This window comes from Pseudomonas sp. GX19020 (genome assembly GCF_023371075.1).
Classification (GTDB): domain Bacteria; phylum Pseudomonadota; class Alphaproteobacteria; order Rhodobacterales; family Rhodobacteraceae; genus Pseudogemmobacter.
Genome location: NZ_JAMCCR010000001.1, coordinates 586,040 through 610,094, shown reverse-complemented (window position 1 = coordinate 610,094; position 24,055 = coordinate 586,040). Strand labels below are relative to the sequence as shown.

Below are 24,055 nucleotides of genomic sequence, written 5' to 3'. Positions count from 1 at the left end.
GATGCAGCATCATTACAGGACCGAGCCCTATCTTCAGCAGTGTGAAACGCTTGTCACCGGCCATTCCCCCGAAGGCGGCATCGTGCTTGAGCGGTCCATTTTTTTCCCGACCGGCGGTGGCCAGCCCGGCGATTCCGGCCAGTTGATCTGGGAGGGCGGCAGGATCCCGGTCGGCACGACCACCCGCACCGGCGATGGGAATGTCGTGCTGGTGCCAGGCCTGCCGCAGGCGCTGCCGGCGGTGGGAACGAGGGTGGTGCAACGCCTCGACTGGGGCCGGCGATATCGCCATATGCGGATGCATACGGCGCTGCATCTGCTCGCGGCAGTGGTGGCGCGTCCGGTCACGGGCGGCCAGATCGGCGCAGCGAAGAGCCGGCTGGATTTTGATATTCCCGACCCGTTGCCGGATGTGCAGCGGCTGACCGCGCAGCTGAACCTGCTGATTGATACCGATCTGAAAGTGACCACGGGCTGGATCACCGAAGAGGAACTTGAGGCAAGGCCGGAGCTGATCCGCACGCTTTCAGTCCGGCCGCCCCAGGGTCATGGCCGGTTGCGGCTGGTCGGGATCGGGGAAGGGCCGGCACAAATCGACCTGCAGCCCTGCAGTGGCACCCATGTCGCGCGTATCGGCGAGGTCGGGCGTCTCACGGTCGGTGAAATCGTCAACAAAGGCCGCAATAACCGGCGGATCACCATCCGGCTGGATGACTGAAACAGGTGCAGCGGCCTGAAGGGCGGTTTCCCGCCGGGGGCGCTGCAGCGCTTGAAGAAGGGACCGGAGCAGGGGATCTCAGGCGGAGTGACCCGCCCGGACGGTTTTCTGTGCGGGGTCTGTTTGGTCTGAACACCTTCGCAGATGAGAAGGAACCGCCGGCGACGCTTCCTTGCTATCGATCTGAACTGACAGGGCTAACGGGAACGGCTGAGCCACTATGCTACATATGGGTTTCCGACAGAGACCTCCTGGCAATCAGGGGTGTTCATGCCTGCAGTCAGCGCGCCAGGGGCATTGGCTGGCGTTTGCGGCAATGGCCCAACAGTTGACCGGCGATGCGGTTCAGCGGCAGGCTCTCCATCGCGGCGCCGATTTCGACCGCTGCGCGGGGCATACCATAGACCGTGGAACTTGCCTCATCCTGGGCGAAGGTCACGGCCCCGGCGCGGCGCAGATCAAGGAGCCCCGCCGCCCCGTCACGCCCCATGCCGGTCAGGAGCGCCGCGGTGACCGAAGGCGCAAAGCTGAGCGCGGATTGAAACAGGATATCCACCGAGGGCGTATGGCCCGAGACCGGTGGCCCTGAATCCAGGTCGCAGATATGGGGCGTGCCGTGTTTCACGATCAGATGGCCAGGGCAGCCCGCGCCAATCACAACCGTGCCGGGAAGCAGCGCCCGTCCAGGCGCGGCGGGCACAACCTTCGCCGCGCAGCAACGGGAAAAGAGGCGCACGAGACTGTCTGAGAAACCCGCGCCGGTATGCTGGACGATGGCACAGGGCGGACAATTCGCGGGAAAGGCCGACAGAATCGTCAAAAGGGCATCGATCCCGCCGGTTGAGGCGCCGATCAGAATGATGCGGTCGGCCAAAAATGTACCGCCGGCCTCGTTTTGTGCAGCAATTGCATTTGGGCGGGAGGACACAGGGGAAGTAACAGGGCATTGTCTTTTGGCGCTTTCCAGCCACTGGACCAGGCCTGGCAAGGCCGTGGGATCGCTGCCGTTCTGGCGGATTTCGCCGGTAAGGCTGTCCGGAATTTCCAGCCAGGCGGTTTGTGCGACGCGAAACAGCGACAAAAGACCTTCGAATTCCGGCAAGCGTGTGAGGTCGCTTCCGATCAGTGCAAGTGCTGGCTCACTGCTCTCGCTGAGCATATAGGCGGAGGAAAGGTCTTGTACCTGGCCGCAGATCTCATAGCCGGGCAGCTCGCCAATACGCCGGCTCAGCCTTGCACCGCTGATGGCACGGGCCGTGGCAATCATGACTTTCTGCCTTTTCATGCGCGGCCTCCCTCTGTGAACAGGACAGGGGCAGGGCTGACCCGGCTGCAAATGCGGTGGCCTGTGCTGGAGAAGTGCAATCCTGGCAGGCGGGTCATGGCGTATTTTATCCGCTTGGTTGTGAGAGTTCAGAACAGAACCGGATCATCCGGTGCCGGCTCAGGGCGGGTCATTTCTGTGGCAAGGCCCGGAATTATCCTGCGGATTTCGGCGAGTCTGATGCGGCTGGCCAGTTTGGGCGCCGGGAGCGGTGGGGGAATATTGTCACTGGCAGCAGCGAGATCCTCAAGCAGCCGTCGCAGATCGTCGAGCCGTTGCCCGATACGGTCGATATCTTGCATGCCGGCGGGCGCGTTCCCATTGGTGGTGAGAATTGCCTTTTCGACTCGCAATAGCATATCGCGGCTGTCGCATAGCCCACGGGATATCGCTGTCAGCAGTGCAGCGAGACCATTGCGATCATATTGCGCCTGCACCTTCGGACAGGCAGATCCAGATTGCGTCATAGCGGCCCCACCACCCTTTCGATTGCCGTTTTTACCGTGGCAGCGGTGAACGGTTTTCGGATCAGATTGTTCAGGCCCAGCTCCTGGCCGCGTTTAAGGACCTCGGGAGAGGGGGTTCCGGTGATCAGAATGAAACCGATCTTCTGCGTCGCGGTGTTCCCGCGCAGGGCCGCGAGCAGATCGAGACCGGAAAGCCCCGGCATATTCATGTCGGATATGACGAGATGCACTGGGCTGGTTGCGAGCTTGCCCAGGACCGCGCCGCTGTCGGATTCAGTGGCGAAATGTCTGATGCCGATTTCTTCGAGGGATTGCGAGATCAAAGCGCGGCTGACGGACATGTCGTCAACAACCATCACGCGAAGGTTTTCTTTCAAACTCATTGGTTTATCCTTTTATGTCCTTGCTGCGGCGATAGGTGGTGATCCCTGCGCTGACGAGGTGGTTCATGGCCGGTCCTGAGATGCGTTCGGAATGGCCGATGAAGAGCAGCCCGCCTGGGCGCAGCAAGGCTGCAAATCTGCTCCAGAGGCGGGCCTGGGTTGGCTTGTCGAAATAGATTGCCACATTGCGGCAAAAGATCGCGTCAAATGGCCCGCGCATCGGCCAGTCTCCAACAAGGTTAAGCTCTGCAAAGCGGATCAGGCCGGTGACACATGGATCCGGAGAGAAACATCCTGCGGCCCGGGTGGTGATAAAACTCTTGCGAAAGGCGGGCGGGATGCCGCGCGCTTCCTCTGCGGGATAGACCGCAGCTCGTGCCTTTGCGATAATGGCCGGGTCAATATCGGTGGCGAGAATGCGGATATTGAGCTTTGCCGCATCGGGCAGCAGATCAAGGATCCGCATCGCGACCGAATATGGTTCCTGGCCGGCAGAGCATCCGGCTGACCAGACCCGGAGCCTCTGGCCTGATCTGAGGCCGGACAGGCTGGGTTTCAGCAGGTTTTCTGCGAAGATGTCGAAGTGATGCGCTTCACGGAAGAAGCTGGTCACATTGGTGGTCAGCGCAGTGACGAAGGCCTCACGTTCGGCCTGGAAATCGCCCGATTCCAGTCTTGAGCAGAAAGAGGCGATATCTCTGCACTGAAACTCCTGCAACAGCCGGGTGATCCGGGACTGGACGACCTGTTTTTTGTTTTCCTGTAAGACGAGGCCGAATTCGCGTTGTGCATAATCGGCGACCCGGCGAAATTCGGCATTGCTGAAATCGCTGATTTCGGGTTCGGGGGGGATGAGGGGACGGGGGGCGGTCCGGGTCATGCTGCCTGTTTCGATTTGCATTGAATGACCGCCTCGAGATCGATCACCCGGGTCATGCCTTCCTCCATCTGGATGATGCCGGTGATGGAGGCGCGCGTGCTTTCAGAGCGGATATCGGGTGTCTCCTGGATCTGGTTTCTGGCGACCGAGAGGATTTCTGAGACCGCCTCGACGAGGAGACCGACGGTCTGATTGCCGATGGTGGCGACCACGACCACATTGCGCGGATTGTCCTGGGTGGGGCCAAGGCCGAACCGGGCGGAGAGATCATAGATCGGGATGACCGAGCCGCGCAGGTTCATCACGCCAAGAACCTCTTTCGGCGCATGGGGCAGGGGCGTGACCGTGCTCCAGCGACGGATCTCGCGGACATGGGAGATATCGAGCGAGAAGCTCTGCGCGCCGGCGAAGAAGGTGACGAATTCGACGTCAAGGCGGCTCGCGGGATCAATGGATTGCATGGGGGCCTCCGGTTTGGGGCTGGGGCAGGGCCTGGGCCCGCGCGGCCAGCGGATGGAAGGACTGAGAGGCCGGGTCCGCTGTGGCGCCGGCCGCAGGCGGCAGATAGTTTGCGCCGTTGCGCCCATTGATCAGCCCGGACATGTTCGAGGTCAGGGCTTCGGTATCGAGGATCAGGGCGATCTGGCCGTCGCCCAGCACAGTTGCCGCCGAGACGCCGGGAATGGCGCCGTAATTTGAATCGAGGCCCTTGATCACCACCTGCCGTTGATCCAGCACGGCATCCACCATCAGTGCGCAATGGGCCTGGGCATCGGTTTCCACCAGAAGGGCAAGTGAGGCCTGAGCCGGATCCCGTCGACCGAAACCAAGGCATTCGGCGACATCGATCATCGGCAGGAAACGGCCACGGATGGAGAGCAATCGGTCGGAGGTTCCAAGGAGATGCAGATCGGCGGCAGTCGGGCGGATGGTTTCGATCACCGATGCGATCGGAATGACCATGGTTTGGCCGGCTACGGAAATGACCATGCCATCCATCACGGCAAGGGTCAGGGGCAGTGAAATGGTAAACTCGGTGCCGCTGCCAAGGGTCGAGCTGATCGCAATCCGACCGCCAAGGGCTGCAACAGCGTTTTTCACCACGTCAAGGCCAACCCCCCGCCCGGAGAGATTCGAGATTTTCTCGGCCGTAGAAAAACCAGGCAGGAATAAGAGGTTATCAATCTCTGCATCGGTCAGTTCGGCACCCTCTGCCACCAGGCCGTGTGAGATTGCTTTTGCGAGGATGCGACTGCGGTCCAGCCCGCCGCCATCGTCGCTGATGGTGATGATCACGCTGCCGGAACGGTGTGCGGCAGAGAGGCGAATAGTGCCTTCAGGATCCTTGCCAGCCGCCGCACGAGCTGCGGCACTTTCGAGCCCGTGATCAACAGCATTGCGGATCATATGGGTCAGCGGATCCGCCAGCCTCTCAACCACTGTCTTGTCGACTTCGGTCGCATCGCCAATGGTGACCAGATGCGCGGCTTTACCGGTTGCTTCGGCCGCCTCGCGCACGATGCGGGACATGCGCTGGAAGAGCGGTTTCACCGGCTGGGCACGGATTGCCATCACCGCCTCTTGCAGGTCACGCGCAAGCAGGCGGTAATCCTCGGTATGGGAGATGATTTCTGTGTCTGCGGGCAGGGACAGGTCGGTCACGCTCTGTTCGATCATCGCCTGGTTGATGATCAGCTCGCCTACCGCGTTGATCAGCCGGTCCACCCGCTCCAGATCGACACGCAATGTGGGTTTTGGACCACGCCCTTCGGCATCATCCTCGCTTTTCGGAAGACGGCGCCGGAGAAGGGCGCTGGCGCCTTCGCCAATTGTTTCTCTCGCCGTGTCTTTATCTGGCGGAGGTGCGGAGGTCCCGATCTCCGCATCCGGTGCAGGGCCGGCTGAGGGGGAGAGGGCGACCTGCTCTGGTTCGGGGGCGCGCGTCTGAAATGTCAGAGGCTCCCTCAGAGGCTCTGTCAGAGGCGCAGGCGAGGGGAGCGCGACAGCCGGGTCTTCGATCCCGCTCGCAGGCGTGATTTCCGCCGCGACGGAAAGCTCACACAGGCCACGCACGAATTCGAAATGGGCCTCGACTGCCGCTTGGGGCAGATGGCTTGCAACCAGAATATCCCATGCAAGACAAGGCTTTGCCGGGTCGAACTCAGCCAGTTCCGGCAAGGAGGAGAGATCCGGTCTGATCTCGAGCTCGCCGGGGGCTGCGAGGCTTGTGATCAATACCAGCGGATCATGGCCATTGCTGTAAAGCTGCGGCCAGGGAATGAAGCGGATCCGGTGGCGGGGAGCGCTGATGGTCTTGTCGGGGGGGAGACCGGCGGGCGCAGGCGCCGCCCTCACCCCGGAGCCAGACATCAGAGGATCGGGGAGGGACAGATCCGGGATTGGGAATTCCTGGTCCGGAAGGTCAAGGGCGGGCAGACCGGGACTTGCGCCGAAATCCAGCGTGATGGCACTGAAGCCGAAATCTTCATCGGCGGCCGGCTGCGCGAAACCGGCATCACCGAGGCAGGTGCCAAGATTGACAAGAAACGCGGCTGTGACCTCTGCATCGATGCTGCGTTCTTCGCGCGCGGCCTCGACCTGATCGGCGAGATGATCTGCCGAACGCAACAATATATGCATTACCTCATCGCTCAGATCGAGCCGGTCCGAACGGATTTCATCAAGGACCGTCTCGAACCGATGGGCAAAGGCGACCAGATCCGAGAGCGCGAAGGCACCGGCCCCGCCTTTGATCGAATGAACGGCGCGGAAGACGGCATTGAGACATTCACTGTCGGCCTCGCCGGTCTCCATCCTGGCGAGACCTTCGGCCAGCGCCTCAAGCAGATCCTCGCATTCTTCGAAAAACGTGTCACGAATGGATTGCATTGACATGGTCAGGCCTGTTCCCGTTCGGAATGGCCGGGGCCGGCATAACCGGTGACACGGCGCAAGATGGCGATCAGTTGCAGATCCTCGAAAGGCTTTACCAGCCAGCCGGTGGCGCCTGCGGCCCGGGCACGCGCTTTCAGTGCCTCGCCGCTTTCGGTGGAAAGCACCAGAATCGGCACGCGGGTATTATGTGTGCCGGTGCGAATGGCCTCGATCACGCCGAAACCGTCGAGCCGGGGCATATTGATGTCGGTGATCACAACGTCAGGATCGACCTCGCTGAACATATCGACACCGTCTTTGCCATCATTCGCAGTGGCACAGGCGAAGCCGGCATTCTCGACCGCCTGCCGGAGCAATGTGCGGATGGTCAGGGAATCATCAATTGCCAGGATACGCAGGGTCATACCGGCAGCACCTCCGCCCCGGGATCAAGGCCGAGAGGGGCCGCGAGACCCAGCCAGCGCAGTTGTTCGATGTGACCGGGCGCGAGGCCGGTTATGGAAAACGCGATTCCCCTGGCGCGCCAGGTTCTGGCCGCAACAAGTAGTGTTTCGATCAGTGGCCCATTGGGGAGGCGGAGCCGGCTGGCATCGACCTCGACCGGCTGGTGCTGATGGCGGCGCAGGAAAGCCAGAATTGCAGGATCGCCCAGCGGATCGGCCCGCTCCGTCAGTTCGAGCTTTGCAGATTGCGCGCGGGTCTCTGAACCCGCCAGGTCTGACGCCGGACGATCCGGGTCTGGCGGGTCCGAATCCGGAGAGCCTGCATCCGCGATACCCGAATCTGGCAGCCCCGAAACTGGCAGCTCTGAACCTGGCATGGCCATGGCCCCCTGTTAGCAACACCTCTGATCCGGATATGGATAGACCGCTGAAACTTAAGGAAAGGTTGTTCCGGCCCGGTCAGCTGCCTGAAAATTCGTCGATCTTTCGCAGATTTTATGCATCCGCCGGCAATCGGGCTTCTGGTCTTAGGGCCATTTTGCGTCTGGCCCTAATGACGCAGCGCGATTTCCGCGATACTCGCGGCGAAGGCGATCTCGCAGGGAAAGGCAGAGCCATGGAAGGCATTCAGGGCATGAACGATATGGGGCGCGTGGTCGAAGCCGACCGCGCCCATGTCTGGCACCATCTGGCGCAGCATAAGGCGTTTGAAACCGCTGACCCGCGCGTGATCGTCGAGGGCAAGGGCATCCGGGTCTGGGATGCCAAAGGCAAGGAATATATCGACGCGGTTTCGGGCGGTGTCTGGACGGTGAATGTCGGCTATGGCCGCGAGTCCATCGCCAATGCCGTGCGTGACCAGCTGATCAAAATGAACTATTTCGCCGGTGCGGCGGGCACGGTCCCGGGCGCGCTGTTTGCCGAAAAGCTGATCACCAAAATGCCGGGCCTGACCCGGGTATATTATTCGAACTCGGGCTCCGAGGCGAATGAGAAGGTCTATAAGATGGTGCGCCAGATTTCAGCGCGTCATCACGGCGGCAAGAAATGGAAGATCCTCTACCGTGACCGCGACTATCACGGCACCACCATCGCCGCCTTGGCGAGTGGCGGCCAGGACGAGCGGTCCAGCCAATACGGGCCGTTCCCCGACGGATTCGTGCGGGTGCCGCATTGTCTGGAATACCGCAAGCAGTGGGATGTCGAGAATTACGGCGAGCGCGCCGCTGACGCCATTGAGGAAGTGATCCTGCGCGAAGGCCCGGACACGGTCGGTGCCATCGTTCTGGAACCGGTGACCGCAGGCGGCGGCGTGATCGTGCCCCCGAAAGGTTATTGGGAACGCGTGCAGGAGATTTGCACGAAATACAATATCCTGCTGCATATCGACGAGGTCGTCTGCGGTATGGGCCGCGCCGGTGCCTGGTTCGGCTATCAGCATTACGGCATCAAGCCCGATTTCGTGACCATGGCGAAGGGCCTTGCCTCGGGCTATGCGGCGATCTCCTGCACCGTGACCACCGAGCGCGTGTTCGAAATGTTCAAGGATGATGCCTCGGATCCGCTGAGCTATTTCCGCGACATTTCGACCTTTGGCGGCTGCACCTCCGGCCCGGCAGCGGCGCTGGAAAACATGCGGATCATCGAGGACGAGGATCTGATCGGCAATACGGTCGCCATGGGCGATCGCTGCCTCGCGAATCTCCAGGCGCTGATGGAAAAGCACAAGGTGATCGGCGATGTGCGCGGCAAAGGCCTGTTCCTTGGCGCCGAGCTGGTGGCGGATCGCGGCACCAAAGAGCCGGTGGCCGAAAAGCTCGCGGCCCAGGTTGTGGCGGAATGCGGCGCGCAGGGGGTGATCATCGGGGTGACGAACCGCTCACTGCCGGGCTTCAACAACACGCTCTGCCTTGCACCGGCGCTGATCGCGACGCCGGACAATATCGACGAGATCACCGGGGCCATCGACGTCGCCCTGACCCGCGTTTTCGGCTGATCCCGTTTCAGGTGACATCAGGGGCCGCGGTGGAAACCTCGCGGCCCTTTTTGCGTTTCAACCGCTGAAAACCGGGTGGAGATCCAGCTCTCCCACCGGTGCCGCTCCGGTCAGCCCGCGTGAGAGCACATAATCTGACGGGATCCCGGCGCAGCCGAGGCCCGCGCGCGCCGCAAAACCAAAGCGCTGATAATAGTGCGGATCACCGACCAGCGCCGCGCCGGGAGACCGCGCCGCCTCCAGCCGTTGCAGCGCTGCCTGCATCAGGGCGGAACCCATGCCCTGACCCTGGCGGGAAGGCAAAACAGAGACGGGTGCAATCAGCGCATACCCGCTTTGCCCCCCTATCCTGCAGGGTGAGGCCGCGATATGGCCGATCAGCTGGCCGTCTTTTTCGGCGACCAGCGACAGCAACAGTGCCTGCGCCGCGCGCAGACCGCTGACCAGACAGGCCTCATTGCCATCCCTGTGCGGCGCCTCCAGAAAGGCTGTGGTGATCAGGGCGGAGATGAGATCCTCGTCCTCACGTCTCTCATCGCGGATCTGCATCTGTATCCTCCCGGGCGGGGTTCTGGCCGAGCGGGGTTCTGGACGCCGCCGACCCGGCGACATATCTTCGCCGCAGGTTCAGGGAGAATATGGATGCTCAAGGGAATTGACCACCGGCTGAATGCCGATGTGCTGGGCACACTACGCGCGATGGGACATGGCGATATGCTGATCCTCGTCGACACCAATTTCCCCGCCCATTCGGTGGCGAAAGAGACCGTGCTGGGCCGGCCCCTGCTGATGGAGAACCTGACGGCGGCCGAGGCGGCGAATGCGATCCTCTCGGTACTGCCGCTCGATGATTTCGTGCCGGATTTCGCGGGCCGGATGGAGGTTGTCGGCGACGCCGATGCCCGCCCCGAGGTGCAGGCAGAGGTCCAGGCCGAGATCGACCGTGCCGAAGGTCGCGCCCGCCCGCTGCCGGGGATCGACCGTTTCGCCTTTTACGATCTCGCGAAACAGGCCTATGCGGTGGTGGTCACCGGAGAGCGCCGGTTCTACGGCTGTTTCATGTTGCGCAAGGGCGTCATCGCGCCCGAGGCGTGACCTTCAAGACCGGAGCTGATGATGAGTGCAGTCAAACCTGTGGTGGTGCTTGGCATTTTCAATGCCGATGCGGTCTATCGCGCCAGCCGTCAGCCCAAGATCGGCGAGACGATCATGGGCGAGGATTTCAAGCTGGAGCCGGGCGGCAAAGGGTCGAACCAGGCTGTGGCGGCGGCAAAAGCCGCAGGGCCGGGCGGCGGTGCCCATATCATCACCCGACTCGGCCGGGATGATTTCGCGAAAATGGCGCGCACGGTCTGGTCCGACGCCGGTGTGATTCCTGAAGTCACCGAAGATGCAACAAGCCATACCGGCTCGGCCTTCATCTTCATCGAGGCGGCGACCGGCAATAATGCGATCATCGTGGCCGCCGGGGCAGGAGGGCGGATCACGCCCGGGGATCTCGAGGCCCGGGCAGATCTGATCCGGGGCGCGGGCGTTTTCATCACGCAGCTCGAACAACCGATCGAGGCGGCGCGGACCGGGCTGCGCCTCGCGCGCGAAGCGGGCGTGACCACTATCCTCAACCCGGCCCCGGCGGCAGAGCTTGATGACGCGCTGCTGGCGCTTTGCGATTATCTGACGCCAAACGAATCCGAGGCCGAGCTGCTGACCGGCATTCCGGTCACTGATATCGCCTCCGCCGTTTCTGCGGCGGATGCGCTCCTCGCGCGCGGGGTTGGCGCGGTGGTGGTGACGCTCGGCGCGAATGGTGTTCTCTATCGTGACCGTGAGACACAGCTGCATATCCCGGTCGTCAGCGCTGGCCCGGTGGTTGAGACAACAGGCGCGGGTGATGCCTTTAACGGAGGCTTCGCGGTCGCGCTTTCCGAAGGGATGGAGATCGAAACTGCGTTGCGATTCGGCAATGCAACAGCGGGTCTCAGCGTCATCCGTGCAGGGGCCGCCTCTGCCATGGCCGGGCGCGATGAAATTGACGCGCTGCTGGCAAAAGACTGACATCCGCCCTTTTGCTGCTTTCGGGAGCCTCCGGCGGGGATATTTAAAGACAGATGAAAAAGATGCCCCTTTTCATCTGTCTCTTAAATATCCCGGGGGGAGCGCGAATGCGCGTGGGGGGCAGCGCCCCCTTTCTGAGGTTTCGCATTGGGAAACGGCGCTGTGGCTCTGGTGGCGATATCCTCCGTCCGGTCAAGTTTTTGCGAAACTGTCACACTGGGGTTACAAAACCGAAGCATCACGGCCGCAGAAGGGAACTGCCCGTATGAGGGCTTCCTGTAACCCGAACGGACGTGGTCATGACGGTCCTGCCTCTATTGATGATCCTCGCGGTGCTCGCTGCCGCCGGTTTCATCCTCGGTCGCCAGCGCGCGCTGGCACTGGCCGGGGGTGAGACGAAAAAACTCCATTCTCTGCCCGCCTATTATGGCTGGCATGCCGCGATCATGGCCTTTGTGCCCGCGTTTATCGCGTTGATCGCCTGGTTGCTGATACAACCATTTTTCATTGAGAGCGCCGCGCTGACGCATCTGCCGGCAGCCATGGCGCAGGATACGACCGCTGCCACGCTGGCCATGTCGGATGTGCGCAAGATCGCAGGTGGTCTGGATGGCGCGGTTTCGGCTGGGGCGCTTGATGAGGCCGGGATCCGGGCCCTTAATGCGTCCGAAGATCTGCGCGCCTTTTTCGGCACGGTGGGTGTGGCGCTGGCTGCCCCCGTATCGCCCGAGGTTCTGGCGGCTGCGATCCAGTATCGCGAGTCGGTCGCCTCGGCTTCGGTGGTGCGTGCGGTTGTGATCCTTCTGATCGCCGTGGCCGCACTGGCCTGGGCGCTGAAGCTGACCGCGCCGGATTTCTGGGCGCGGAACCGCGTTGAAAAGGTCGTGCTCTGGCTTTTGATGCTGGCCTCGCTGATCGCGATCCTGACCACGGTCGGCATCATCTGGTCGCTTCTGTCCGAGAGCTTCAACTTCTTCAGCCAGTATCCGATCGGGGATTTCTTCTTCGGTCTGACCTGGAACCCGAAATTCGGCGGTGGTTCGGATCTTGGCTTCATCCCGCTCTTCTGGGGCACGATCTATATCACCATCATCGCGCTTCTCGTCGCGGTGCCGCTGGGTCTTTTCGCCGCGATCTATCTGGCGGAATATGCCTCGAGGCGCACCCGGGCCTGGGTCAAGCCGATGATTGAGGTGATCGCCGGCATCCCGACGGTGGTCTATGGTCTTTTCGCCCTGATCACGGTCGGGCCCTTCCTGCGCGACTTCTTCTCGGCACCGATGGGGCTGGGGAATTCGGCGGCCTCGGTGATGACCGCCGGTATCGTGATCGGTCTGCTGAACATCCCGTTCATCTCGTCTCTGTCGGATGACATCATCAATGCAGTGCCGCAGAGCCTGCGCGACGGGGCCTTCGGCCTAGGTTCGACCAAATCCGAGACCATCCGCCAGGTCGTGCTGCCCGCCGCCCTTCCGGGGATTGCCGGTGCGATCCTGATGGGCGCCTCCCGCGCCATCGGTGAGACGATGATCGTGGTGATGGGGGCAGGGGCTGCGGCCAAGCTCAGCCTGAACCCCTTTGAGGCCATGACCACAATGACGGTGAAAATCGTCGGTCAGCTGACCGGGGATACCGATTTCAACAGCCCTGAAACCCTTGTGGCTTTCGCACTGGGCATGACGCTCTTTGTCATCACGCTTTTGCTGAATGTGATGGCCGTCTGGATTGTGCGGAAATACCGGGAGCAATACGAATGAGCGAAATTTCCGCAAATGGCCCTCTCGGCGGCCCGGCTTCGGCGCCGGGCAAGCCGAAGGTCTCGATCATCGGCCAGTCGGCGCGGATGAAGGCAAGGAACCGCACCGAAAGCATCTTCAAGATACTCGGCCTCTCGGCGATCCTGTTCAGCCTCGCCGTCCTTGCCCTGATGCTCTTCACCATCTTCCGCGACGGTACCTCGGCCTTCTTTCAGACCAAGGCGACCTTCCCGATCACGCTTTCGGCCGAAGTCATCGACCCTGCCGGCAATCGCAACCGCGATGACCTGACGAAACAGACCACGATGACCTATAACAAGGTCGTCAATGAGGCCTTCCTGGCAGCGCTCGCAGCCAATGGGATCAAGACCGATGATGTTCCGCAAAAGGAAATCACCGACATGATCTCGAAAGGGGCGGCGGGGGAGCTGCGGGCCGATGTGCTCGCCAATCCCGCGCTGGTGGGCCAGACCATTGATGCGAGCATCGTGCTCGGCGGCCGGATCGACGGCTATATGAAAGGCCGCGTCACCCGGGAAAGCGCAGAGCGCGACTCGAATGTGACCCTCGGGCAGCTCGATATCGCAGACCGGATGAAAGAGGCCGGGATGCTGGCTACGGTCTGGAACTGGGATTTCATCACCAATACCGACAGCTCGGACACCCGTCCAGAGACCGCCGGTCTGGGTGTCGCGATCCTCGGCTCGGCTTACATGATGTTTCTCGTGCTGATCATGTGTGTGCCGGTCGGTGTGGCGGCCTCGATCTATCTTGAGGAATTCGCGCCGAAGAACCGCTGGACCGATCTGATCGAGGTGAATATCGCGAACCTCGCAGCCGTGCCCTCGATCGTTTATGGGATCCTGGGTCTTGCGATCTTCATCAACGTCATGGGCGGCCAGATGGGCGTCGAGGCGCTGAAGATGTCGGCCTCGCTTGTGGGGGCCCTGGTGCTCAGCCTGCAGACCCTGCCGACGATCATCATTGCGACCCGTTCGGCGATCCGCGCGGTGCCGCCCTCGATCCGTGACGCGGCGCTTGGGATCGGCGCCTCAAAGATGCAGACCGTGTTCCACCATGTGCTGCCGCTCGCGATGCCGGGCATCCTGACCGGCACCATTCTGGGCCTTGCCTCGGCGCTTGGCGAAACCGCACCCCTGCTGCTGATCGGCATGGTGGCCTTCGTCGCCAACTATCCGTCGGCGCCCTGGGATGGTGGCTTTTCGGATCCCGCGACTGCGCTGCCGGTGCAGGTCTATTCCTGGGCCTCGCGCTCGGACCCGGCCTTTATCGAACGGTCGAACGGTGCCATCATCGTCCTGCTGGTCTTCCTTCTCATCATGAACCTGACGGCCATCTTCCTGCGCCGCAAGTTCGAGCGCCGCTGGTAAGCAGCGAACAGGCGAAAGCGAGTAATGAACATGAATGATATGCGTATTGCTGATCGCACCGTTGAGACCAACGGCATCCGGATCAAGGCCAGCACTGTCCAGGTCTATTATGGCGAGAGCCAGGCCATCAAAGATGTCTCGGTCGATATCCCCGATAAGGCTGTCACCGCGTTTATCGGGCCGTCGGGCTGCGGAAAATCGACCTTCCTGCGCACGCTGAACCGGATGAATGACACGATCCCGATCTGTAAGGTCCAGGGTGAGATCCTGCTTGATGGCGAAAATATCTACGACAAGCGGGTCGACCCGGTGCAGCTGCGCGCCAAGGTCGGCATGGTGTTCCAGAAGCCGAACCCCTTCCCGAAGTCGATCTATGACAATGTGGCCTACGGCCCGCGCATCCATGGTCTGACCCGTTCCAAGGCGGAACTTGACGGGGTTGTGGAATCGAGCCTCCGGAAGGCCGCTTTGTGGAATGAGGTCAAGGACCGCCTCCATGCGCCCGGTACCGGCCTTTCGGGTGGTCAGCAGCAGCGTCTGTGCATCGCGCGCGCCGTGGCGACCTCGCCGGAGGTTCTGTTGATGGATGAACCCTGTTCGGCGCTTGACCCGATTGCGACCGCACAGGTCGAGGAGCTGATCGACGAGCTGCGTTCGAATTTCTCGGTGGTGATCGTGACCCATTCGATGCAGCAGGCCGCCCGTGTCAGCCAGAAAACCGCTTTCTTCCACCTCGGCAACCTGGTGGAATATGGCGAAACCTCGCAGATCTTCACCAATCCGAAAGATCCGCGCACTGAATCCTATATCACCGGCCGCATCGGCTGAGGGGAGAAGAGACCATGCAAGACAGTCACATTGTTTCTTCCTTTGACCGCGATCTGGAAGGTGTCCAGGCCCAGGTGATGAAGATGGGTGGCCTGGTTGAGAAGGCGCTTCTCGATGCGGCCGAAGCGCTGGAACTGCGCGACGAGGCGCTGGCGGAAAAGGTGCGCCAGGGCGACCGCGCAATCGATGGGCTGGAAGAGCTGATCCAGACCGAATGTGCCCGGATCATCGCACAGCGCTCACCGGCGGCCTCGGATCTGCGCACCGTCCTGACGGTGATGCGGCTTTCGACCGCGCTGGAACGCTCGGGCGATTACGCGAAGAACCTCGCGAAACGCAGCCTCGTTCTGATGGGTATGGCGCCTGTGGGCACCGCCACCGGTACCGTGCGGCGGATGGCGAAACTTGTGGTCCAGCAGATGTCGGATGCGCTGGACGCCTATATCGCGCGCGATGCGGTGCGGGCCCGCGAGATCCGCGCCCGTGATCAGGAAATCGACCAGATGTATTCCGGTCTCTTCCGCCAGCTGCTGACCTATATGCTGGAAGATCCGCGCACCATCACCGCCTGTATGCATCTGCATTTCATTGCGAAAAACATCGAGCGCGTTGGCGATCACGCCACGGGCATCGCTGAGCAGGTGATTTATCTGGTCGAGGGCGAGCTGCCCTCTGATGACCGTCCGAAACATGATGCCGTTTCCGAGACGGTCTGACCTGGACGGAATGTGAAGGAGTAGCATATGGCACAGGACGGCAGACCGACCGTGCTTCTGGTCGAGGACGAGCCCGCGCAGCGGGAGGTCCTCGCCTATAACCTCGACGCCGAAGGATTCCGGGTGGTTCCGGCGGATAATGGCGAGGATGCCCTGATCCTTGTCGAGGAAGAGGCGCCCGATATCATCATCCTTGACTGGATGATGCCCAAGCTTTCCGGCATCGAAGTGTGCCGGCGGCTTAAAATGCGGCCCGAGACCCGGTCGACCCCGATCATCATGCTCTCGGCCCGCGCCGAAGAGGTGGACCGGATCCGGGGCCTTGAAACCGGGGCGGATGATTATGTCATCAAGCCTTATTCGGTTCTCGAACTGATGGCCCGTACCCGCGCGCAGCTGCGCCGGGTCAGGCCCTCGACCGCCGGTGTGGTGCTGGAATATGGCGATATCCGGCTCGATCCCGAGACGCATCGTGTCTACCGCTCGGACAAGGTGCTGAAGCTCGGGCCGACCGAATTCCGTCTGCTGACCACGCTGATGGAAAAACCGGGGCGGGTCTGGTCGCGCGAGCAGCTTCTGGACCGGGTCTGGGGCCGTGACATCTATGTCGATACGCGGACGGTGGATGTTCATGTCGGGCGTCTGCGCAAATCGCTGATGCAGTTCGGCGGCGATGATCCGGTCAGAACGGTGCGCGGCGCGGGCTATGCGCTTGGGTAAAGGGGGTGCCTCTTCGGGGCGCTCTGCCTCCGGCGGGCGTGTTACAGTCGCGGGGAAATGATAAAGGGCCCGCCGGGGGATCGGCGGGCCCTTTGTTCTCGCTCTGGTCCCTGACCCGGGAACTAAAATCTGCGGCTTTCAGCGGTTGCCTCCGGCGGGAGGTGTTGGGTCAGGGGGAACGGGGCGTGTATGGCCTGGGATCAGGCGCGCGGGTTCAGCAGTTTCCCAAGGAGCGCATTGGCGCGGATCGTGCCGAGGCGCGCGCCATTCTCAATGACGGCGAGGGTTTCGGTGCCGGAGGTGATCGCCTCCATCACCTCGCGAACCGGCATTTCGGGATGGATTTCGCGACCGGCGGGGAGGGCGGTGCCCGCCTCCATCACATCGCGCGCGGTGAGAACGCCGAGCGGGTTCATATGGGCCACGAAGTCGGCGACGTAATCCGAGACCGGGTTCGCGATGATCTCGCGTGCGGTGCCGCATTGCACGATGCGTCCGCCCTCCATCAAAGCGATGCGGTTGCCGAGTTTGAAGGCCTCATCAAGGTCATGGCTGACGAAGATGATGGTGCGTTTCAGCCTTGCCTGAAGGTCGAGGAGCTCGTCCTGAAGATGGGCGCGGATCAGCGGGTCGAGGGCCGAGAAGGGCTCGTCCATCAGAAGGATCGGCGCTTCGGTGACAAAGGCGCGCGCAAGGCCGACACGCTGCTGCATACCGCCCGAAAGCTCTCCGACCTTGCGGTCGGCCCATTGGCTGAGGTTCACAAGCTTCAGCTGAGTGTCGACGCGGTCGCGGCGTTCCGACGGGCTGATCCCGGCAAGTTCGAGGCCGAGGCCCACATTGTCGCGCACGGTGCGCCAGGGCAGCAGACCGAATTGCTGGAAGACCATGGCGATGCGGTTGGCACGCAACCCGCGCAGTTCTTCGGCGCTGGCTCTGGTGACCGAGACCATCTGACTGCCATCATGGACCCTGACCTCGCCGCGCACCACCGGATTGAGCGCATTGACGCCCCGGAGCAACGTTGATTTGCCCGACCCCGAGAGGCCCATCAGCACGAGGATCTCGCCCTCTGCGACGCTCAGGCTGCAGTCATGCACGCCCAGCACCTGGCCGGTGCGGGCCTGGATCTCGGCCCGCGACAGCCCTTCGTCCATCAGCGGCAGGGCGCGGTCCGGCCGGTCGCCGAACACGATAGAGACGCGGTCGAATTCTACAGCTTTTCTGGTCATTTGCGTCTCACCCGCAGCATACGGTCCAGCATGACGGCGACCACCACAATGATCAGCCCCGATTCAAAGCCGAGCGCGGTATTGCCCTGTTGCAAGGCGCGCACCACCGGAATGCCAAGCCCATTTGCGCCGACCATGGCCGCGATCACCACCATCGACAAAGACAGCATGATGGTCTGGTTGAGCCCCACCATGATCTGCGGCAAAGCCCAGGGCAGTTCGACCTTGAGCAGCTTCTGGCGCGGTGTCGCGCCGAAGGCGGTGGCCGCTTCGGTCAGGGCGAGGGGGGTCGAGGACACGCCAAGATAGGTCAGCCTGATCGGGGCCGGCAGCACGAAGACGACCGTGGCCAGAAGCCCGGGCACCATGCCAAGGCCGAAGAACACGACCGCAGGGATCAGATAGACGAAGGTCGGCAATGTCTGCATCAGGTCAAGCACCGGCGAAAGCGCGGCATAGAGCTTTGGGCGATGGGCGCAGGCAATGCCGATGGGAACGCCGACAGCCATGCAGGTGATGCAGGAATAAAACAGCAAAACAAGGGTTTGCGTGGTTTCCTTCCAATATCCCTGGTTCAGGATGAACAAAAAGCCAAAGAGGACCAGCAGGCAAAGCTGCCAGGATCTTTGCCGCCACCAGGTCAGCGCCATGAAGATCGCCACCACCACCAAAGGATGCGGATATTGCAGCACATCAAGCGTGCTGTTGATCAGCCAGCTCAGCGCGTCACTGATGGCGTCGAACAGCCAGCTGAGATTCAGCTTGAGCCAGTCCACCACTGTCTTCGCCATGGCGCCGATGGGGATTTTTGCGATCTTGTCATAGCCGAAAAAGGCGAGAACCGAGGCGAAGAATGAGTCCATTGCTGCCTGTCCAGGAAGGAAACCGGGCAAACGGAGCGGGCGGCGGCGGCGCGCTGCGCCTGAGGCGACCCTCTCCGGCTGCGGTGTCAGGGGCGGCCCCGGCCGGGTTTACCGGTGCAAAACGGGGCCGGTCAGACGGGGGCCGGGCGCGTGGCCCGGACCCTGCCTGCATCAGTTCAGGCCGGCTTCGACCGCCGCCACTGCGTCGCCGCCGTCTTTGGTGGTCACACCGGCAAGCCAGGGCTTCCAGGCGTCGGGATTGGCTTTAAGCCAGGCTTTCGCCGCCTCATTCGGATCGGTGCTGTCATTGAGGATCGCCCCCATGATCTCATTTTCCATCGCCAGCGAGAATTCCAGGTTTTCGAGGAACTTGCCGGTATTGGGGCATTCAGCGACATAGCCCTTGCGGGTATTGGTGTTCACGATGGCACCGCCGAAATCCGGGCCAAAGACATCATCACCGCCCGAAAGATAGGTCAGTTTGAAATTCGAGTTCATCGGATGCGGCTCCCAGGCGAGGAAGACGATCGGTTTACTGGCCGCGCTGTTGCGTTCCACCTGGGCCAGCATGCCCTGTTCCGAGCTTTCGACGATATCGAATTTGCCAAGGCCAAACTGGTCAGCGCCGATCATGTCGAGGATCAGGCGGTTGCCGTCATTGCCGGCCTCGATGCCGTAGATCTTGCTTTCCAGCGCATCGGCCTGGTCTTTGATATTCGAGAAATCCGAGATCCCTGCAGCCGCTCCGGCCTCATTGGTCGCAAGGGTGTATTTCGCGCCGGTCAGGTTGGTGCGCACGGTGTCGACCGTGCCCGCCTCGCGGTAAGAGGCGATATCGCCCTCCATCGTTGGCATCCAGTTGCCGAGGAAGATATCGATATCGCCCTGGGCGAGACCGGCATAGGTGACCGGGACCGAGAGGATCTTGACCTCGGTCTCATAACCGAGCGCTTTGAGCACTTCGGTCGTGGCGGCGGTGGTGGCGGTGATATCGGTCCAGCCGACATCCGAGAAAACGATCTTGTCGCAGCCTGCCGCCTGGGCGGCGCCGGAAAGGGTGAGGGTTGCGGCACTGGCGAGGAAGATGGAACGCAGGGTCATTTCGGCTCCCGGTCTGTTGGACATTGTGCGGCCAGTCTCTCGGCCGGTCTGTCTGGTGATGTCATTTAAAAGTTATTGTTGATTGACGAGTCAATAAACTTCATGCTTTTCCCATATGGCAAGAGTTTTGTTGGATATGGGCGATGCCGAAGCTTGGAATGGAGCCTATCCGAAAGGATGCGCTGATCAAAGCCACCATTGTCGAGATCGGGCGCACCGGCTCGCTCGATGTGACGGTCAGTCAGATCGCAAAGCGGGCTGGCATGTCTTCGGCGCTGGCGCATCATTACTTTGGTTCCAAAGAAGAAATCTTTCTGGCCGCGATGCGCCATATCCTTTCGCTTTACGGCGCCGAGGTGCGCGGTGCGCTGGCGGTGGCCGAGGGCGACGAGGCGCGGGTCAGGGCGATTTTGCGCGCCTCTTTCAGCCCCGGGAACTTCCGGCGCGAGGTGGTCGGGGCCTGGCTGAATTTCTGGGTTCTGGCCCAGACATCTGAAGGCGCACGGCGTTTGCTGGCGATTTATCAGGGACGGCTCAGGTCGAATCTGCTGGCGCCCCTGCGCGGGCTGGCAGGCAGCCGGGCCGGGGAACTGGCCGAGGCGCTTGGTGCGATGATTGACGGGCTCTATCTGCGCGAGGTCCTGAAAAAGGGCACGCCGGACGGGGCAGGGGCGGCGCGGATGGCGCTGGCCTATCTGGATGCGGAACTTGGAAGGAAAGACAAGGCATGAAGGCGCAACCGAAGGCGAGCCATTTTATCGGCGGCGTTTATGTCGAGGACAGTGCGGGGGCGGAGATCACCGTTCTCTTTCCCGGCACCGGCGAGGTGATCGCGCGGCTCCATGAGGCAACGCCGGCACTGGTGGATCAGGCGGTGGCATCTGCGGTGCAGGCACAGAAGGAATGGCGCCGCATGCGCCCGGTCGAACGCGCCCGGGTGCTGTCGCGCGCTGCCGCGATCATCCGCGAACGCGGCGAGGAGCTCGCGCAGCTTGAAACCCTCGATACTGGCAAACCGATCCAGGAGACACGGGTCGCAGACTGGCCATCAGGCGCCGATGCGCTGGAATATTTCGCGGGCCTCGCGCCCACAGTGACCGGCGAGACGATCCCGCTGGGTCAGGATATGGTCTATACAATCCGCGAACCTCTGGGCGTTTGCGTCGGCATCGGCGCCTGGAACTACCCCAGCCAGATCGCCTGCTGGAAATCGGCCCCGGCGCTGGCGATGGGCAATGCGATGGTGTTCAAACCTTCGGAAGTCACGCCGCTTGGCGCGCTGAAACTGGCGGAAATCTTCATTGAGGCAGGTCTTCCGGCGGGGCTTTTCAACGTTCTGCAGGGCAGGGGCGCGGTCGGCGCCAGCCTGATCTCTGACAGCCGCGTGGCCAAGGTCTCGCTGACCGGCTCGGTTCCGACCGGGCAAAAGGTCTATGCCAAAGCCGCCGAAGGGCTGCGTCACGTCACGATGGAGCTTGGCGGCAAATCGCCCCTGATCATTTTTGACGACGCGAGCCTTGAGGATGCGGTCGGCGCGGCGATGCTCGCGAATTTCTATTCGGCGGGTCAGGTCTGTTCCAATGGCACCCGGGTCTTCGTGCAAAAGGGGCTGAAAGACCGCTTCCTCGCGCGTCTGGCCGAGCGTTCCCGGCAGATCCGGATGGGAGATCCGCTGGATGAGGCGGTGCAGATGGGGCCGCTGGTCTCGCAGGCGCAGCTGGAAAAGGTCACGGGCTTTATCTCGCGGGCAAAATCCGAGGGTGCGCGGCTGGTCACCGGCGGTGGGCGCGGGGCCTCGAATGACGGCTGGTTTGTCGAGCCCACGGTTTTTGCCGATGTCACTGATCAGATGGAGATCGCGCGCGAAGAGGTCTTCGGCCCGGTGATGGCGGTTCTTGATTTCGAGACCGAGGACGAGGTGATCGCCCGCGCCAATGCGACCGAATTCGGTCTCGCGGCAGGGGTCTTTACCAGGGATATCGCCCGCGCGCATCGCGTGATCGCAGAGCTTGAGGCCGGCACCTGCTGGATCAACGCCTATAACCTGACGCCGGTAGAGGCGCCCTTTGGCGGGTCGAAACTGTCGGGTGTCGGGCGTGAAAACGGCCATGCGGCTGTCGAACATTACTCTCAGGTAAAGTCGGTCTATCTGGGTCTGGGCCCGGTCGACGCGCCTTACTGAGCGGAACAAGCGCCGGGTCGCAGATCCCGGAAACGATGAAACAGAGGGCGCCTGGCCCGGCTGTCGGACCCCGTTCCGGCAGGCGGAGACGGCTTGTCTGGCCGGAGGGAAGAAGATGGTTGCTGATTATGTCATCGTCGGTGCGGGTTCGGCGGGATGCGCCATGGCGTATCGGCTGACCGAAGCCGGCAAGCGTGTGACGGTGATCGAACATGGCGGATCGGATTTCGGGCCGTTCATCCAGATGCCGGGTGCGCTCTCTTACCCGATGAATATGGGCATATACGACTGGGGTCTGAAATCCGAACCCGAGCCGCATCTTGGCGGCCGGGTGCTTGCCACACCGCGCGGCAAGGTGATCGGCGGGTCTTCCTCGATCAATGGCATGGTCTATGTGCGCGGTCATGCGAAGGATTACGACACCTGGGCCAGGATGGGGGCGGATGGCTGGTCCTATGCCGATGTTCTCCCCTATTTTAAACGGATGGAACATTCCCATGGCGGCGAGGGGCCGGAATGGCGCGGCACGGATGGCCCGCTGCACATCACCCGGGGGCCACGTGACAACCCGCTGTTTGACGCCTTTATCGAGGCGGGGGCGGCCGCCGGCTATCCGGTGACACAGGATTACAACGGCCGCCAGCAGGAGGGCTTTGGCCCGATGGAGGCGACGATCTGGAAAGGCCGGCGCTGGTCGGCGGCCAATGCCTATCTGAAACCGGCGCTGAAGACCGGAAATCTTCAGGTTATCCGCGGCCTTGCCCGTAAGGTGGTGATCGAGAATGGCCGCGCGGTCGGGGTCGAGGTCGATACAAAGGCCGGGCGTCAGGTGATCCGCGCGGGTTCGGAAGTGATCCTCGCCGCCTCATCGCTCAATTCGCCAAAGCTCCTGATGCTGTCCGGGATCGGACCGGCGGCACATCTGAAAGAACACGGGATCGAAGTTCTGGCTGACCGCCCGGGCGTCGGCGCGAATCTCCAGGACCATATGGAGATCTATATGCAATTCCAGGCGACGCAGCCGATCACGCTTTATAAATACTGGAATTTATTCGGGAAGGCCTGGGTTGGTGCGAACTGGCTGTTCCTCGGGCGCGGCCCGGGAACATCGAACCAGTTCGAGGCCTGCGGCTTTATCCGATCGCGCGCAGGCGTCGAATATCCTGATATTCAGTACCATTTTCTGCCGATTGCCGTGCGCTACGATGGCAAGGCGGCGGCGGGCGGCCATGGCTTCCAGGTACATGTCGGGCCGATGCGGTCGAAGTCGCGCGGCTCGGTGACGCTGCGTTCGTCCCGTCCCGAAGACGCGCCGGTGATCCGCTTCAACTATATGTCGGATCCCGATGACTGGGTCGATTTCCGCGCCTGTGTGCGGCTCACGCGTGAGATTTTCGCGCAGGATCCCATGGCGCAATATGTGAAATCCGAGATCCAGCCGGGCCCGGCTGTCGGCACCGATGCCGAGATCGACGCCTTTATCCGCGAACATGCTGAAAGTGCCTATCACCCCTGCGGTACTGCGCGCATGGGGCGGCGCGATGACCCGATGGCGGTGGTAGACCCGGAATGCCGGGTGATCGGGGTCGAAGGGCTGCGCCTTGCCGACAGCTCGATCTTCCCGCAGGTGACCAATGGCAATCTCAATGGCCCCTCGATCATGACCGGCGAAAAGGCCGCCGATCATATCCTGGGACGCCAGCCCTTGCCGGCGCTGAACAACGAGCCCTGGATAAATCCCGCCTGGGCGACCAGCCAACGCTGAATTTCACTTATTTGATCGGCGTCAAAGTGGTGGGATGGCATATGTTTTAACCTCTTCTCAACACGGAAGAAGGAGACTGCCGATGTCGAACACGCCGCACACGCTGCAAGAGGAATTTCCGGGCAAAGAGGCCCGCATCACCGAGCTTAAGGTCTCGAATGCCCGTTTCGCGAAGCTGCTCGAAGAATATGACACGGTGAATGATCAGGTTCACCGCGCCGAGACGCGGATCGACACCGTGTCGGAAGAACATGAGGACGCGCTGCGCCGGTCGCGCTCGCGCATCAAAGATCAGATCTATGCGATGATCCAGGACCAGTAAGGATCCGGACACCGTAA

25 protein-coding genes are annotated in these 24,055 nt (G+C 62.0%); 13 read left to right on the top strand and 12 right to left on the bottom strand.

What is annotated here, in order from left to right; genetic code table 11:
- Position 1: 1 nt before the first annotated feature.
- Complete coding sequence (locus M3484_RS02985) at positions 2–718, top strand: alanyl-tRNA editing protein (RefSeq protein ID WP_249495685.1); 717 nt, start codon at positions 2–4, stop codon at positions 716–718.
- 280 nt (positions 719–998) lie between these two features.
- Here the strand turns inward: M3484_RS02985 and M3484_RS02980 are convergent, their stop codons facing one another.
- From M3484_RS02980 to M3484_RS02945, 8 genes are all read right to left on the bottom strand, one after another.
- Complete coding sequence (locus M3484_RS02980; RefSeq protein ID WP_249495684.1) at positions 999–2,003, bottom strand: CheB methylesterase domain-containing protein; 1,005 nt, start codon at positions 2,001–2,003, stop codon at positions 999–1,001.
- 128 nt (positions 2,004–2,131) lie between these two features.
- Positions 2,132–2,509: a hypothetical protein gene (locus tag M3484_RS02975; RefSeq protein WP_092897270.1), complete on the bottom strand. Its 378-nt coding sequence runs from the start codon at positions 2,507–2,509 to the stop codon at positions 2,132–2,134.
- Entirely contained in the window at positions 2,506–2,892 is a 387-nt protein-coding gene (locus M3484_RS02970; protein ID WP_092897272.1) for a response regulator, read from the bottom strand. Before M3484_RS02970 ends, M3484_RS02975 begins: the two co-directional genes overlap by 4 nt.
- 4 nt (positions 2,893–2,896) lie before the next feature.
- Positions 2,897–3,772, bottom strand: coding sequence for a CheR family methyltransferase (locus M3484_RS02965; RefSeq protein ID WP_249495683.1), 876 nt, complete (start codon positions 3,770–3,772; stop codon positions 2,897–2,899).
- Positions 3,769–4,233 (bottom strand): chemotaxis protein CheW, encoded by a 465-nt coding sequence (locus M3484_RS02960; protein ID WP_249495682.1) that lies wholly within the window; start codon positions 4,231–4,233, stop codon positions 3,769–3,771. The genes M3484_RS02965 and M3484_RS02960 overlap by 4 nt, the downstream gene beginning before the upstream one ends.
- The gene (locus M3484_RS02955; RefSeq protein ID WP_249495681.1) at positions 4,220–6,661 is read right to left on the bottom strand and encodes a chemotaxis protein CheA; all 2,442 of its coding nucleotides are present in this window, start codon (positions 6,659–6,661) and stop codon (positions 4,220–4,222) included. The genes M3484_RS02960 and M3484_RS02955 overlap by 14 nt, the downstream gene beginning before the upstream one ends.
- Before the next feature lie 8 nt (positions 6,662–6,669).
- On the bottom strand, positions 6,670–7,071 hold the full coding sequence (locus tag M3484_RS02950; protein ID WP_092897278.1) for a response regulator: 402 nt from the start codon (positions 7,069–7,071) through the stop codon (positions 6,670–6,672).
- Positions 7,068–7,487, bottom strand: a complete 420-nt coding sequence (locus M3484_RS02945) for an STAS domain-containing protein (protein WP_249495680.1) — start codon at positions 7,485–7,487, stop codon at positions 7,068–7,070. Before M3484_RS02945 ends, M3484_RS02950 begins: the two co-directional genes overlap by 4 nt.
- Positions 7,488–7,726: 239 nt before the next feature.
- Between M3484_RS02945 and tpa the strand changes: the two genes are divergently transcribed.
- Positions 7,727–9,106, top strand: coding sequence for a hypotaurine--pyruvate aminotransferase Tpa (gene tpa, locus M3484_RS02940; RefSeq protein WP_092897282.1), 1,380 nt, complete (start codon positions 7,727–7,729; stop codon positions 9,104–9,106).
- A 57-nt stretch (positions 9,107–9,163) separates the two neighbouring features.
- Here the strand turns inward: tpa and M3484_RS02935 are convergent, their stop codons facing one another.
- Complete coding sequence (locus tag M3484_RS02935) at positions 9,164–9,655, bottom strand: GNAT family N-acetyltransferase (protein ID WP_249495679.1); 492 nt, start codon at positions 9,653–9,655, stop codon at positions 9,164–9,166.
- 93 nt (positions 9,656–9,748) lie between these two features.
- On the opposite strand from M3484_RS02935, the gene M3484_RS02930 reads away from it, so the two are divergent.
- From M3484_RS02930 to phoB, 7 genes are all read left to right on the top strand, one after another.
- The gene (locus M3484_RS02930; RefSeq protein WP_249495678.1) at positions 9,749–10,201 is read left to right on the top strand and encodes an RbsD/FucU family protein; all 453 of its coding nucleotides are present in this window, start codon (positions 9,749–9,751) and stop codon (positions 10,199–10,201) included.
- 21 nt (positions 10,202–10,222) lie between these two features.
- Positions 10,223–11,161 carry a ribokinase gene (locus M3484_RS02925; RefSeq protein WP_249495677.1) on the top strand — a complete coding sequence of 313 codons (939 nt, stop codon included), beginning with the start codon at positions 10,223–10,225 and terminating at the stop codon, positions 11,159–11,161.
- Positions 11,162–11,460: 299 nt separating this feature from the next.
- The gene (gene pstC, locus M3484_RS02920) at positions 11,461–12,918 is read left to right on the top strand and encodes a phosphate ABC transporter permease subunit PstC (RefSeq protein ID WP_092897288.1); all 1,458 of its coding nucleotides are present in this window, start codon (positions 11,461–11,463) and stop codon (positions 12,916–12,918) included.
- Positions 12,915–14,309 carry a phosphate ABC transporter permease PstA gene (gene pstA / locus M3484_RS02915; protein ID WP_249495676.1) on the top strand — a complete coding sequence of 465 codons (1,395 nt, stop codon included), beginning with the start codon at positions 12,915–12,917 and terminating at the stop codon, positions 14,307–14,309. Before pstC ends, pstA begins: the two co-directional genes overlap by 4 nt.
- 24 nt (positions 14,310–14,333) lie before the next feature.
- Positions 14,334–15,137, top strand: a complete 804-nt coding sequence (gene pstB, locus M3484_RS02910; RefSeq protein ID WP_502942418.1) for a phosphate ABC transporter ATP-binding protein PstB — start codon at positions 14,334–14,336, stop codon at positions 15,135–15,137.
- A gap of 14 nt (positions 15,138–15,151) precedes the next feature.
- Positions 15,152–15,853, top strand: a complete 702-nt coding sequence (gene phoU, locus M3484_RS02905; protein WP_092897292.1) for a phosphate signaling complex protein PhoU — start codon at positions 15,152–15,154, stop codon at positions 15,851–15,853.
- A 27-nt stretch (positions 15,854–15,880) separates the two neighbouring features.
- The gene (phoB, locus tag M3484_RS02900; RefSeq protein WP_092897294.1) at positions 15,881–16,573 is read left to right on the top strand and encodes a phosphate regulon transcriptional regulator PhoB; all 693 of its coding nucleotides are present in this window, start codon (positions 15,881–15,883) and stop codon (positions 16,571–16,573) included.
- Positions 16,574–16,773: 200 nt separating this feature from the next.
- Here the strand turns inward: phoB and choV are convergent, their stop codons facing one another.
- From choV to choX, 3 genes are all read right to left on the bottom strand, one after another.
- A complete protein-coding gene (choV, locus tag M3484_RS02895) occupies positions 16,774–17,805 on the bottom strand; it encodes a choline ABC transporter ATP-binding protein (protein ID WP_249495674.1) in 1,032 nt (343 codons plus the stop codon).
- The gene (gene choW, locus M3484_RS02890; RefSeq protein ID WP_283258272.1) at positions 17,802–18,668 is read right to left on the bottom strand and encodes a choline ABC transporter permease subunit; all 867 of its coding nucleotides are present in this window, start codon (positions 18,666–18,668) and stop codon (positions 17,802–17,804) included. The genes choV and choW overlap by 4 nt, the downstream gene beginning before the upstream one ends.
- Before the next feature lie 171 nt (positions 18,669–18,839).
- Positions 18,840–19,769 (bottom strand): choline ABC transporter substrate-binding protein, encoded by a 930-nt coding sequence (gene choX, locus M3484_RS02885; RefSeq protein WP_249495673.1) that lies wholly within the window; start codon positions 19,767–19,769, stop codon positions 18,840–18,842.
- A gap of 143 nt (positions 19,770–19,912) precedes the next feature.
- On the opposite strand from choX, the gene betI reads away from it, so the two are divergent.
- The 4 genes from betI to M3484_RS02865 all read left to right on the top strand — a co-directional run bounded on the left by betI (position 19,913) and on the right by M3484_RS02865 (position 24,038).
- The gene (betI, locus tag M3484_RS02880) at positions 19,913–20,500 is read left to right on the top strand and encodes a choline-binding transcriptional repressor BetI (protein WP_092897302.1); all 588 of its coding nucleotides are present in this window, start codon (positions 19,913–19,915) and stop codon (positions 20,498–20,500) included.
- The gene (gene betB / locus M3484_RS02875) at positions 20,497–21,951 is read left to right on the top strand and encodes a betaine-aldehyde dehydrogenase (RefSeq protein ID WP_249495672.1); all 1,455 of its coding nucleotides are present in this window, start codon (positions 20,497–20,499) and stop codon (positions 21,949–21,951) included. Before betI ends, betB begins: the two co-directional genes overlap by 4 nt.
- Before the next feature lie 115 nt (positions 21,952–22,066).
- Entirely contained in the window at positions 22,067–23,716 is a 1,650-nt protein-coding gene (gene betA / locus M3484_RS02870) for a choline dehydrogenase (RefSeq protein WP_249495671.1), read from the top strand.
- Positions 23,717–23,798: 82 nt separating this feature from the next.
- Positions 23,799–24,038 (top strand): HP1242/YdcH family protein, encoded by a 240-nt coding sequence (locus M3484_RS02865; protein ID WP_092897308.1) that lies wholly within the window; start codon positions 23,799–23,801, stop codon positions 24,036–24,038.
- The last annotated feature ends 17 nt before the right edge of the window (positions 24,039–24,055 follow it).